Consider the following 13,082-nt stretch of genomic DNA (forward strand, 5'->3'; position numbering starts at 1 on the left):
AAGATGGATTACACGCTGACGCGCATCGATCCTGATGGTGACAATGATCGCTACCCGCTGCAGAAGCAGGAGGTGGTAGGCGATCCCTTAGAGCAACACGTGCACCGTAGCGTCTATATGGGCAAGCTCGATCATGCATTGCACGATATGGTCAACTGGGGGCGTAAAAACTCGCTGTGGCCCTACAACTTCGGTCTCTCCTGCTGCTATGTGGAAATGGTGACATCGTTCACTGCCGTGCATGACGTGGCGCGTTTTGGTGCGGAAGTGTTGCGCGCCTCGCCGCGTCAGGCGGACTTTATGGTGGTCGCCGGCACCTGCTTTACCAAGATGGCTCCGGTCATCCAGCGCCTGTATGAACAGATGCTGGAGCCGAAATGGGTGATCTCTATGGGTGCGTGTGCCAACTCCGGCGGTATGTATGACATCTATTCGGTGGTGCAAGGGGTGGATAAGTTTATCCCGGTGGATGTGTATATCCCCGGTTGCCCGCCGCGCCCCGAGGCGTACATGCAAGCGCTGATGTTGCTGCAAGAGTCGATCGGCCAAGAGCGTCGCCCACTCTCTTGGGTGGTGGGCGATCAGGGCGTTTACCGCGCCAACATGCAGTCCGAGCGCGAGCGTAAGCGCGCGGAGCGTATCGCGGTAACCAACTTGCGTACTCCCGACGAAATTTAAGCGCGGCGCGGCGGGCCGCCGCGTTTGCCGTTGGAATTTAGCCCGTTTTGCCCCGCGCTCGCGGTGGCAAGTGTCATTCAATGCGTGGTGATAAAAAATTATGACAGATTCGACGACGCACGATCGCGAGATGCCAGCGTGGCAGACCCACGACCATCTCGACGATCCGGTTATCGGGGAGTTGACCAAGCGCTTTGGGCCGGAGGCGTTTAGCGTCCAGCCAACCCGAACCGGCATGCCGGTAGTATGGGTGAAGCGTGAACAGTTGCTCGAGGTGATGGCGTTCCTGAAACAGTTGCCGAAGCCTTATGTGATGCTGTTCGACCTGCACGGCATGGACGAGCGCCTGAGAACCCATCGCCAGGGGTTACCGGCGGCGGACTTCTCCGTGTTCTACCACCTGATCTCCATCGATCGTAACCGCGACATCATGCTGAAGGTCGCCCTGGCCGAGCAAGACTTGCATCTGCCGACGGTGACCCGTCTCTTCCCCAATGCCAACTGGTATGAGCGGGAAACCTTCGACCTGTTCGGCATCACCTTCGACGGTCACCCTCATCTGACGCGCCTGCTGATGCCGCGTACCTGGCAGGGACACCCCCTGCGTAAAGATTACCCGGCACGCGCCACCGAATTCGATCCCTTCGAGCTGACCAAGCAGAAGCAGGATCTGGAGATGGAGTCGCTCAAGTTCCGTCCGGAAGAGTGGGGCATGCAGCGCGGTACCGAGAACGAAGACTTCATGTTCCTCAACCTCGGGCCGAACCACCCCTCATCCCACGGCGCTTTCCGCATCGTGTTGCAGTTGGATGGGGAGGACATCGTCGATTGTGTACCGGATATCGGTTATCACCATCGCGGCGCCGAGAAGATGGGGGAGCGTCAGTCTTGGCACAGCTACATCCCCTATACCGATCGTATCGAGTATCTGGGCGGCTGCGTCAACGAGATGCCCTATGTCTTGGCGGTCGAGAAGCTGGCCGGTATCGAGGTGCCGGAGCGGGTGAAGGTGATCCGCGTGATGCTCTCCGAGCTGTTCCGCATCAACAGCCACCTGCTGTATATCTCCACCTTTATTCAGGACGTCGGCGCCATGACGCCGGTCTTCTTCGCCTTTACCGATCGGCAGAAGATCTATGACATCGTCGAGGCCGTCACCGGTTTCCGTATGCATCCGGCCTGGTTCCGCATCGGTGGTGTGGCGCATGACCTGCCCAAGGGGTGGGATCGCCTGCTACGCGAGTTCCTGGAGTGGATGCCGAAGCGTCTGGACTCCTACGTCAAGGCGGCGTTGCAAAACACCATCCTGAAGGGGCGTTCCGTCGGCGTGGCCGCCTATAGCGCGAAAGACGCGCTGGCCTGGGGAACCACCGGCGCCGGCCTGCGCGCCACCGGTATCGCCTTCGACGTACGCAAGTGGCGTCCCTATTCCGGCTATGAGAACTTCGAGTTTGAGGTACCGACGGCCAGCAACGGTGACTGCTATGACCGTGTGATGCTGAAGGTGGAGGAGGTGCGTCAGAGCCTACGTATTCTGCACCAGTGCCTGAAGAACATGCCAGAGGGCCCGTTCAAGGCCGACCATCCGCTGACCACGCCGCCGCCGAAAGAGCGGACCTTGCAGCACATCGATACCCTGATCAACCACTTCCTCCAGGTCTCCTGGGGGCCGGTGATGCCCGCCAACGAGTCATTCCAGATGGTCGAGGCAACCAAGGGGATCAACAGCTACTACCTGACCAGCGATGGCAGCACCATGAGTTATCGCACGCGTATCCGTACACCGAGCTATGCGCATTTGCAGCAGATCCCCTCGGTGATCCGTGGCTGTCTGGTGTCCGACCTGATCGTGTACCTCGGCAGTATTGATTTTGTTATGTCAGACGTGGACCGCTAACCATGACAGAAAACGTATTGGATAAGGATTCGGTTTTCGTGCTCAGCGACAACGCGCGCGCCGAGATTGAGCATGAGATCCAACACTACGAAGATCCGCGTGCCGCCTCGATCGAGGCGTTGAAGATCGTGCAGAAAGAGCACGGTTGGGTGCCGGATGCGGCCATTGACGCCATCGCCGAGGTGCTGGGTATCCCGGCCGCCGACGTGGAAGGGGTGGCGACATTCTACAGCCAGATCTTCCGCCAGCCGGTCGGGCGCCACATCGTGCGCTATTGTGACAGTGTGGTGTGTCACATCACTGGCTATCAGGGGATCAAGGCCGCCCTGGAGCAGACGCTGAACATTCAGCCGGGTGAGACGACGTGCGATGGGCGTTTTACCCTGTTGCCGACCTGCTGCCTAGGCAACTGCGACAAGGGGCCGAACATGATGATCGATGAGGATCTGCATGATCATCTGACGCCTGAGCGCGCCATCGAACTGTTGGAGCGTTACAAATGAGAGAGATTATTCGTACCGCCGAGACTCATCCGCTGACCTGGCGCCTGCGCGACGATAAACAGCCGGTCTGGCTGGATGAGTATCGCGCCAAGAATGGTTACCAGGCCGCCGAGCGCGCCCTGAAAGGGATGGCGCAGGATGAGGTGGTGACGCTGGTTAAAGACGCCGGCCTGAAAGGGCGTGGCGGCGCGGGCTTCTCCACCGGTCTGAAGTGGAGCCTGATGCCCAAAGACGAAAGCATGAACATCCGTTACCTGCTGTGCAACGCGGATGAGATGGAGCCGGGTACCTATAAAGACCGACTGTTGATGGAGCAATTGCCGCACCTGCTGGTGGAGGGGATGCTGATCGGCGCCTATGCGCTGAAGGCCTATCGTGGCTACATCTTCCTGCGTGGCGAATATGTCGCGGCGGCGCATCATCTGCGTCGCGCGATCGAGGAGGCACGGGCGGCCGGGTTGCTGGGCAAGAATATTCTCGGCAGTGGTTTTGACTTCGATCTGTTCGTGCACACCGGCGCCGGGCGCTACATCTGTGGCGAGGAGACGGCGCTGATCAACTCGCTGGAGGGGCGTCGTGCCAACCCGCGTGCCAAGCCCCCGTTCCCAGCCTCGGCTGGTGTCTGGGGCAAGCCGACCTGCGTCAATAACGTCGAGACGTTGTGCAACGTGCCGGCGATTATCGAACACGGCGCCGCCTGGTATCAGGGATTGTCTGCGGGCAAGAGTCAGGATGCGGGCACCAAGCTGATGGGCTTCTCCGGTCGGGTGAAGAACCCCGGCCTGTGGGAGCTGCCCTTCGGCACCACCGCGCGCGAGATCCTGGAGGATTACGCCGGCGGGATGCGCGATGGCTTGAAACTGAAGGCCTGGCAGCCGGGCGGGGCGGGGACCGACTTTTTGACCGAGGCACACCTGGATCTGCCGATGGATTTCGCCAGCATCGGTAAGGCCGGTAGTCGCCTGGGTACCGCGTTGGCGATGGCGGTCGACCATGAGGTCAACATGGTCTCGCTGCTGTGCAACCTCGAGTCATTCTTCGCTCGCGAGTCCTGTGGTTGGTGTACGCCATGCCGCGATGGGCTGCCGTGGGGGCTGAAGATCCTGCGCGCCTTGGAACGCGGCGAGGGACAACCGGGCGATATCGAAACCCTTGAGCAGCTGTGCCGCCTGTTGGCGCCGGGCCATACCTTCTGCGCCCATGCCCCTGGGGCGGTAGAGCCGCTGCAGAGCGCGATTAAATATTTCCGTGACGAGTTCGAGGCGGGCATCGCCCGTGAGACGGTCGGTAACGTCAATCCGATTCGCGGAATTCAGCCTAACTTACTGAAATCGCGCTGGTAATTGCATCCTGTCGCCGCACTTGAGCGGCAGGATAAGGTTTTCTTATTTTGGAAGCATGTCAATGGCAACAATACATGTAGACGGCAAAGAGTATGACGTCGACGGGGCGGAGAACCTGCTACAGGCTTGTCTCTCTCTCGGGCTCGACATTCCCTACTTTTGCTGGCACCCGGCGCTGGGCAGCGTCGGCGCCTGCCGCCAGTGTGCGGTCAAGCAATATCAGAACGCCGAGGACACCCGCGGGCGTCTGGTGATGTCCTGTATGACGCCGGCCGCCGATGGCACCTATATCTCCATCGATGATGAAGAGGCCAAGCAGTTCCGCGAGAGCGTGGTCGAGTTCCTGATGACCAACCACCCGCATGACTGCCCGGTGTGCGAGGAGGGGGGCAACTGCCACCTGCAGGACATGACCGTGATGACCGGCCATCGCCTACGTCGTTACCGTTTTACCAAACGGACCCACGAGAACCAGGATCTGGGGCCGTTCATCTCCCATGAGATGAACCGCTGCATTGCCTGTTATCGCTGCGTGCGTTACTACAAAGATTACGCCGGCGGCAGCGATTTCGGCGTGTATGGCGCGCACGATAACGTCTACTTCGGCCGTCCGCAGAGTGGGACGTTGGAGAGTGAGTTCGCCGGTAACCTGGTGGAGATCTGTCCGACCGGGGTATTCACCGACAAGACGCACTCCGAGCGCTACAACCGTAAGTGGGACATGCAGTTTGCGCCGAGCATCTGCCAGCAATGTAGCGTCGGTTGTAACACCAGCCCCGGCGAGCGTTATGGCGAGCTGCGCCGCGTCGAGAACCGTTTTAATGGCACCGTGAACCACTACTTCCTGTGCGATCGCGGTCGCTTCGGCTACGGCTACGTTAACCTCAAGGATCGCCCTCGTCGGCCGCAACAGCGTCGCGGTCAGGATTGGATCGATCTCAACGCCGATCAGGCGTTGCAAGGGGGGGCTGACATCCTACGCCGCGCCAACAAGGTGATTGGCATCGGGTCGCCGCGTGCCAGCGTGGAGAGCAACTTCGCCCTGCGTGAGTTGGTCGGTGCGGAAAACTTCTATAGCGGCATCGAGGTGGGCGAGCTGAAGCGTCTCAACCTGATGTTGTCGGTGCTGCGTGAGGGGGGGATCTATACCCCGTCTCTGCGCGAGATGGAGCAGTATGACGCGGTGTTGATCCTCGGTGAGGATGTGACCCAGACGGCGGCGCGTATCGCGCTGGCGCTGCGTCAGGCGGTGAAGGGCAAGGCACAGGCGATGGCCGCCGCCCAACGCGTCGCCGACTGGCAGATCGCGGCGGTGCAGAATATCGGCCAGCATGCCAAGTATCCGTTGTTTATCACCAGTGTGGATGAGACCCGCTTGGATGATATTGCCGCCCTGAATTACTGCGCACCGGTGGCCGACCAGGCACGACTCGGTTTTGCCGTGGCCCATGCCCTGGATGCTGCCGCCCCGGCGGTCGAGGGGCTGTCGGACGAGGTGCAACGTCAGGTCGATATCATCGCCCAGGCGCTGGCCGGCGCCCGCAAGCCGCTGATCGTCACCGGTAGCGGCGCGGGATATACCCCGATGATCGAGGCAGCGGCTAACGTGGCGCGCGCCTTGAAACAGCGTGAGCTGGAGGTCGGCATCACCTTCGTACCGGCTGAGGCGAATAGCATGGGGCTGGCGATGTTGGAAGCCTCCTCGCTGGATAACGCGTTGGTACAGCTGGAGCAAGGCTATGCCGACACGGCGATCGTGCTGGAAAACGATCTCTACCGTCATGCGCCGCGCGCGCGCGTCGATGCGGCGTTGGCCAAGGCCAATGGGCTGATCGTCATCGATCATCAGCGTACGGCGATCATGGATCGCGCCGATCTGGTGTTGTCGGCGGCGAGCTTTGCCGAAAGCGACGGTACGCTGGTCAACCAAGAGGGGCGTGCGCAGCGTTTCTTCCAGGTGTTCGATCCCGCGTTCTACGACGATCCGAAGAAGAAGTCGCCGACCATCATGCTGGAGGGGTGGCGTTGGCTGCATGCCCTGCGCGTGAGTGCCGGCCAGCAGGCGCCGGACTGGAGCCAGCTCGATCACGTGATCGCCGACTGCGTGCAGGCCTGCCCACAGTTCGCCGGGATGGTTGACGCGGCCCCTAACGCCGCCTTCCGCGTACGCGGGCAGAAGTTGGCGCGTGAACCGCATCGCTACAGTGGGCGCACTTCAATGCTGGCCAACATCAGCGTGCATGAGCAGCGCCAGCCGCAAGATAAAGACACCGCCTTCGCCTTCTCGATGGAGGGCTATAGCGCGCCGCAGGCTGAGCGCCAAGAGTTCGCCTTCGCCTGGGCGCCAGGCTGGAACTCGCCGCAGGCCTGGAATAAGTTCCAAAACGAGGTGGGCAGCCATCTGCGTTTCGGCGATCCGGGTGTGCGCCTGATCGCCAGCGGCGCGGGAAGCTTGCCTTATTTCACCCAGGTACCGGCGGCATACCAGGTGCATGGCTGGGTGATCGCCCCGTACTACCATCTGTTCGGCAGTGATGAGCTGACCCAACGTGCCCCGGTGATCCAGCGTCGCATGCCACAGGCCTGTGTGCGTGTCAGCCCGGAGGATGCCGCGCGCATGGGGGCGCAGGAGGGGACGGTGATCGAGGTGACCTGCGCCGGTGAGGCGTTGCGTCTGCCGTTGCAGATCAGCCCACGTCTGCAACCGGGTCAGGTCGGCCTGCCGTTGGGGATGCCGGGAGTATCGCCGGTGTTGAACGGCGTTAAAGTAGATTCAATGCGGGAGGCTGCGGTATGAGCGTAATAACGCCGGATACGGTGGAGATCCTTCTCACCGTGCTGAAGGCTGTGGTGATCCTGCTGGTGGTGGTCACCTGTGGGGCCTTTATGAGCTTCGGCGAGCGGCGCTTGCTGGGGCTGTTCCAGAACCGCTACGGGCCAAGCCGCGTGGGCTGGGGCGGCTCGTTGCAGCTGGTGGCGGACATGATCAAGATGTTCTTCAAGGAGGATTGGGTTCCGCCGTTCACCGACCGCCTGATCTTCACCTTGGCGCCGATGATCGCCTTCTGCTCCCTGCTGCTCTCCTTCGCCATCGTGCCGGTAGCGCCGGGGTGGATGGGGGCCGATCTGAACATCGGCATCCTGTTCTTCCTGATGATGGCGGGACTCGCGGTGTATGCGGTGCTGTTCGCCGGCTGGTCGAGTAATAACAAATACTCGCTGCTGGGGGCGATGCGTGCCTCGGCGCAGACCCTGAGTTACGAGGTATTCCTCGGTCTGTCGTTGATGGGGGTGGTGGCGCAAGCCGGCTCCTTCAACATGCAGGTGATCGTCGATTCGCAGAGCCAGGTATGGAATATCATTCCGCAGTTCTTCGGCTTCTTGACCTTCATCATCGCCGGGGTAGCGGTGTGTCACCGTCACCCGTTCGACCAGCCGGAGGCCGAGCAGGAGCTGGCCGATGGTTACCATATCGAATATTCCGGGATGAAGTTTGGCCTGTTCTTCGTCGGTGAATATATCGGTATCGTCACCATTTCGGCGCTGATCGTCACCCTGTTCTTCGGCGGCTGGCATGGCCCGTGGCTGCCACCGTTTATCTGGTTCGCCATCAAGACCGCTTTCTTTATGGTGATGTTCATTCTGGTACGCGCCTCCCTGCCGCGTCCCCGCTATGACCAGGTGATGGCGTTCGGTTGGCGTATCTGCCTGCCGCTGACGCTGATCAACCTGCTGGTCACGGCGGCTGTTATTTTGTATCACGCTTAGTCAAAGGGGTGAGTGTAACCATGACATTGAAAGAGTTAGTGGTTGGTTTCGGCACCCAAGTACGCAGCCTGTGGATGATCGGCCTGCATGCTTTCGCCAAACGCGAAACCAAAATGTATCCGGAGGAGCCGGTTTACCTGCCGCCGCGCTACCGTGGCCGCATCGTGCTGACGCGCGATCCGGACGGGGCCGAGCGTTGTGTGGCCTGTAACCTGTGCGCGGTCGCCTGCCCGGTCGGCTGTATTTCGTTGCAGAAGGCGGAGACGGAGGATGGCCGTTGGTATCCAGAATTCTTCCGCATCAACTTCTCACGTTGCATCTTCTGTGGCATGTGTGAGGAGGCGTGTCCGACCACGGCGCTGCAGTTGACTCCGGACTTTGAGATGGGTGAATTCCGGCGCCAGGACCTGGTGTATGAGAAAGAGGACCTGCTGATTTCGGGGCCGGGGAAATACCCCGACTACAACTTTTACCGTATGGCCGGGATGGCGATCGATGGCAAAGCCAAGGGCGAGGCCGAAAACGAAGCCAAACCGATCGACGTCAAAGGTCTGTTGCCCTAAGGAGCCGAGCATGGAATTTGCCTTTTATGTGGCGGCGCTGGTGGCGGTGTTGGCGACGATCCGTGTGATCACCCATACCAACCCGGTACATGCGTTGCTCTATCTTATTGTCTCACTGCTGGCGGTGGCGGCGGTGTTCTTCTCTCTCGGCGCCTACTTCGCCGGGGCGCTGGAGATCATCGTCTATGCCGGTGCCATCATGGTGCTGTTCGTCTTCGTGGTGATGATGCTCAACCTGGGGAACTCGGTGGTCGAGCAGGAGCGCGCCTGGTTGCGTCCCGGCGTGTGGATCGGCCCGTCCGTGCTGACGCTGCTCCTGTTGCTGGTGGTGCTGTACGCCATCTCCACCCTACAGGGTGGGGCGATCAGCGGCCAGGTGGTGGACGCCAAAGCGGTCGGTATCGCCCTGTTTGGCCCCTATGTGCTGGCGGTGGAGTTGGTCTCCATGTTGCTGCTGGCCGGGCTGGTGGTCGCCTTCCACATCGGTCGTGAACATCATCAGGGCGAGGTGCTGAGCAATCAGCACTCGGCTCAGAGCGGCGCGGCAAGCACGCCGCGTAATAAAGCGGAGGAGCGCGCATGATCCCGTTACAACATGGGCTGATCTTGGCAGCCATTCTGTTTGTGCTGGGGCTAACCGGCCTGTTAATCCGGCGTAACCTGCTGTTTATGTTGATCAGTCTGGAAATCATGATCAACGCGGCGGCGCTGGCCTTTGTGGTGGCCGGTAGCGTCTGGGGCCAGGCCGACGGTCAGGTGATGTATATCTTGGCGATCAGTCTGGCGGCGGCGGAAGCCTCCATCGGTCTGGCGCTGTTGCTACAATTGCATCGTCGCCGCAACACCCTGAATATTGATACTGTCAGTGAGATGCGCGGATGAACCTACTCTATTTAACCATTCTGCTGCCGCTGCTCGGATTCCTGATCCTGGCCTTCTCGCGTGGTCGGTTGTCGGAGAATAGCACGGCGATCATCGGGGTCGGCTCCGTCGGGCTGGCTGCCCTGGTCACCCTGTATATCGCTATCGACTTTATGAGTGCCAATCAGGGGGCGGGTTTGGTTTACAACCAGCACCTGTGGAACTGGATGACGGTCGGTAACTTCTCAATTCCGGTGACCTTGAGCCTGGATGGCCTGTCGTTGACCATGCTGTCGGTCGTCACCGGCGTCGGCTTCCTGATCCATCTGTTCGCCTCGTGGTATATGCGTGGTGAGGAGGGCTATTCCCGCTTCTTCGCCTATACCAACCTGTTTATCGCCAGCATGGTGGTATTGGTGCTGGCAGATAACCTGATGCTGATGTATCTCGGTTGGGAAGGGGTAGGGCTGTGCAGCTATCTGCTGATCGGCTTCTACTACACCAATCCGGCCAACGGGGCGGCGGCGATGAAGGCCTTTATCGTCACGCGTGTCGGCGATGTCTTCCTGGCCATCGGCCTGTTCATCCTCTATCACCAGTTGGGTACCCTGAATATCCGTGAGCTGATGGTGTTGGCGCCGCAGCAACTGGCGGTCGGCTCCCCGGCGATCACCTGGGCAACCTTGATGTTGCTGGGTGGGGCGGTCGGTAAGTCGGCGCAGCTACCGTTGCAGACCTGGTTGGCTGACGCGATGGCGGGCCCGACGCCGGTCTCCGCGTTGATCCACGCCGCGACCATGGTGACCGCTGGGGTCTACCTGATCGCGCGGACGCATGGTCTGTTCGTGTTGGCGCCGGAGGTGTTGCATCTGGTGGGGATCATCGGTGCGGTGACGCTGGTGCTGGCTGGTTTCGCCGCCTTGGTGCAGACGGATATCAAGCGGGTGCTGGCCTACTCCACCATGAGCCAGATCGGTTACATGTTCCTGGCGCTGGGTGTGCAAGCCTGGGATGCCGCCATCTTCCATCTGATGACCCATGCCTTCTTCAAGGCGTTGCTGTTCCTGGCCTCCGGTTCGGTGATCTTGGCCTGTCATCACGAGCAGAACATCTTCAAGATGGGCGGCTTGCGCCGTAAATTGCCGCTGACGTATCTGTGCTTCCTGGTCGGGGGCGGAGCCCTGGCGGCGTTGCCGTTGATCACGGCCGGCTTCTACAGTAAAGACGAGATCCTGTGGGGTGCCTTGGCCTCCGGTCACGTTAACCTGATGATGGCTGGCTTGGCGGGCGCTTTCCTGACCTCGCTGTACACCTTCCGCATGATCTTCATCGTGTTTCACGGCGAGGCGCATACCCAGGCCCACGAGGTTAAGGGGTGGACACACAATCTACCGCTGATCGTGTTGATGATCCTGTCGACCTTCGTCGGCGCGTTGATCACGCCGCCGCTGGCGGGGGTACTGCCGGGCATGCCGCAGGGCGAAGGGGGCAAGATGACGTTGGAGATCGCCTCCGCCGTCGTTGCCATCGCCGGGTTGCTGCTGGCGGCACGTCTCTACTTGGGGCAGCGTCAGTGGGTCAACCAGATCGCCAGCAGTGCGCCGGGGCGTTTCCTGTCTACTTGGTGGTTCCATGCCTGGGGCTTCGATTGGTTGTACAAGCAGATCTTTATTCAGCCGTTTAAGGCTGTCGCCTGGCTGGTGCGTCGCGATCCGCTCGATCGCCTGATGAACCTGTGCGGCTGGGTGGCGCGTTTGGGCAACCGTGTGTTGGTGGTCAGCGAAAACGGCCAGCTGCGTTGGTATGCGGCATCGATGGGTGTTGGGGCAGTGGTCGTGTTGGCGCTGTTGTTATTGGTGTAGTGAAGCACGTTAAAGCGGGTGAGGGGGCGACCCTCGTCCCCTCCGTTTGAATGTATTCAGAATAAGGGAAACAAAACGCCATGTTATTACCTTGGCTAATTCTTATCCCGCTGATCGGCGGTCTGCTGTCCTGGCAGGGTGAACGCCTAGGGCTGAAAGCGCCGCGCTGGATCGCGCTGCTGGCGATGGGCCTGACGTTGGCGCTCTCCCTGTACCTATGGTTACAGGGCAACTATGGCCTGATGCAGCCGGCGGGGATCCCGCAGTGGCAGTCGAGCTTCTCGGTGCCATGGATCCCCAGCCTGGGCATCTCTTTCCACCTGGCGCTCGACGGTCTGTCGCTGCTGATGGTGGTGCTGACCGCGCTGCTAGGGGTGTTGGCGATCCTCTGTTCCTGGAATGAGGTGCAGCGCTATCAGGGCTTCTTCCACCTGAACCTGCTGTGGATCTTGGCGGGGGTGATCGGCGTCTTCCTGGCCATCGACATGTTCCTGTTCTTCTTCTTCTGGGAAATGATGTTGGTGCCGATGTACTTCCTGATCGCCTTGTGGGGCCATAAGGGGTCGGACGGTAAGACGCGTATCAGCGCGGCGACCAAGTTCTTCATCTATACCCAGGCCAGCGGCTTGGTGATGTTGATCGCCATCTTCGGCCTGGTGTGGGTGCACTACAACGCCACCGGGGTCTTGAGCTTCGACTATGAGGTGTTGCTCAACACGCCGATGAGCCATACGGTGCAGTACCTCTTGATGCTGGGCTTCTTCATCGCCTTCGCCGTCAAGATGCCGGTGGTGCCGTTGCACGGCTGGTTGCCGGACGCGCACAGTCAGGCGCCGACCGCCGGTTCCGTCGACCTGGCCGGTATCCTGCTGAAGACCGCGGCCTATGGTCTGCTGCGTTTCAGCCTGCCGTTGTTCCCGCAGGCCTCGCACGAGTTCGCGCCCATCGCCATGGCGCTGGGGGTGATCGGCATCTTCTACGGCGCCTGGATGGCTTACGTACAGACCGACATCAAGCGCCTGATCGCCTACACCTCGGTGTCGCACATGGGCTTTGTGATGATCGCCATCTACTCGGGCAGCCAGCTGGCGTTCCAGGGGGCGGTGGTGCAGATGATCGCACACGGCCTCTCCGCCGCCGGCCTGTTCATCATCACCGGTCAGCTGTATGAGCGCCTGCATACCCGTGACCTGCGTGAGATGGGGGGGCTATGGGGACGTCTGAAGTATCTGCCGGCCTTGTCGTTGTTCTTCGCCGTGGCGACCTTGGGGATGCCGGGTACCGGTAACTTCGTCGGTGAGTTTATGATGATGTTCGGCAGCTTCCAGGTGGTGCCGGTGACCACGGTGGTCGCCAGCTTCGGTCTGGTGTTCGCTTCCGTTTATTCGCTGGTGATGATGCAACGCGCCTACTATGGTGCGCCTAAGTCCGACCAGCCGCTGGCCAGCTTGAGTGTGCGTGAATTGTCGCTGATTCTGCTGCTGGTGGTCCTGCTGGTGCTGTTGGGGATCTTCCCGCAGCCGGTGCTGGATACCTCCAGCGCGGCGATGGGTAATATTCAGCATTGGTTTGCTTCTGCTTCAACTTTAACCACAAGGCCGTAAATC

The 13,082-nt window shown here is 60.6% G+C and carries 11 protein-coding genes; all 11 read left to right on the forward strand.

Going from position 1 to position 13,082, the window contains the following annotated elements; genetic code table 11:
- Window positions 1–3: 3 nt before the first annotated feature.
- The 11 genes from DCL27_RS05135 to nuoM all read left to right on the forward strand — a co-directional run bounded on the left by DCL27_RS05135 (window position 4) and on the right by nuoM (window position 13,079).
- Complete coding sequence (locus DCL27_RS05135) at window positions 4–678, forward strand: NuoB/complex I 20 kDa subunit family protein (protein ID WP_005288239.1); 675 nt, start codon at window positions 4–6, stop codon at window positions 676–678.
- A 100-nt stretch (window positions 679–778) separates the two neighbouring features.
- The gene (gene nuoC, locus DCL27_RS05140; RefSeq protein WP_005288236.1) at window positions 779–2,575 is read left to right on the forward strand and encodes an NADH-quinone oxidoreductase subunit C/D; all 1,797 of its coding nucleotides are present in this window, start codon (window positions 779–781) and stop codon (window positions 2,573–2,575) included.
- 2 nt (window positions 2,576–2,577) lie between these two features.
- A complete protein-coding gene (nuoE, locus tag DCL27_RS05145; RefSeq protein ID WP_005288234.1) occupies window positions 2,578–3,078 on the forward strand; it encodes an NADH-quinone oxidoreductase subunit NuoE in 501 nt (166 codons plus the stop codon).
- Window positions 3,075–4,421: an NADH-quinone oxidoreductase subunit NuoF gene (gene nuoF / locus DCL27_RS05150; protein WP_005288230.1), complete on the forward strand. Its 1,347-nt coding sequence runs from the start codon at window positions 3,075–3,077 to the stop codon at window positions 4,419–4,421. The genes nuoE and nuoF overlap by 4 nt, the downstream gene beginning before the upstream one ends.
- Before the next feature lie 61 nt (window positions 4,422–4,482).
- On the forward strand, window positions 4,483–7,218 hold the full coding sequence (gene nuoG, locus DCL27_RS05155) for an NADH-quinone oxidoreductase subunit NuoG (RefSeq protein WP_005288228.1): 2,736 nt from the start codon (window positions 4,483–4,485) through the stop codon (window positions 7,216–7,218).
- Entirely contained in the window at window positions 7,215–8,189 is a 975-nt protein-coding gene (nuoH, locus tag DCL27_RS05160) for an NADH-quinone oxidoreductase subunit NuoH (protein ID WP_005288225.1), read from the forward strand. The genes nuoG and nuoH overlap by 4 nt, the downstream gene beginning before the upstream one ends.
- A gap of 20 nt (window positions 8,190–8,209) precedes the next feature.
- Window positions 8,210–8,752, forward strand: coding sequence for an NADH-quinone oxidoreductase subunit NuoI (gene nuoI, locus DCL27_RS05165; RefSeq protein ID WP_005288223.1), 543 nt, complete (start codon window positions 8,210–8,212; stop codon window positions 8,750–8,752).
- A 10-nt stretch (window positions 8,753–8,762) separates the two neighbouring features.
- Entirely contained in the window at window positions 8,763–9,335 is a 573-nt protein-coding gene (gene nuoJ, locus DCL27_RS05170) for an NADH-quinone oxidoreductase subunit J (RefSeq protein WP_035597216.1), read from the forward strand.
- Window positions 9,332–9,634, forward strand: a complete 303-nt coding sequence (gene nuoK / locus DCL27_RS05175; RefSeq protein WP_005288207.1) for an NADH-quinone oxidoreductase subunit NuoK — start codon at window positions 9,332–9,334, stop codon at window positions 9,632–9,634. Before nuoJ ends, nuoK begins: the two co-directional genes overlap by 4 nt.
- Window positions 9,631–11,475 carry an NADH-quinone oxidoreductase subunit L gene (gene nuoL / locus DCL27_RS05180; RefSeq protein ID WP_005288205.1) on the forward strand — a complete coding sequence of 615 codons (1,845 nt, stop codon included), beginning with the start codon at window positions 9,631–9,633 and terminating at the stop codon, window positions 11,473–11,475. Before nuoK ends, nuoL begins: the two co-directional genes overlap by 4 nt.
- 80 nt (window positions 11,476–11,555) lie before the next feature.
- A complete protein-coding gene (gene nuoM, locus DCL27_RS05185) occupies window positions 11,556–13,079 on the forward strand; it encodes an NADH-quinone oxidoreductase subunit M (RefSeq protein ID WP_035597214.1) in 1,524 nt (507 codons plus the stop codon).
- Window positions 13,080–13,082 lie beyond the last annotated feature (3 nt).

Origin of the sequence: Edwardsiella tarda ATCC 15947 = NBRC 105688 (genome assembly GCF_003113495.2) — a bacterium.
In the GTDB taxonomy this organism is placed as follows: Bacteria; Pseudomonadota; Gammaproteobacteria; order Enterobacterales; family Enterobacteriaceae; genus Edwardsiella; species Edwardsiella tarda.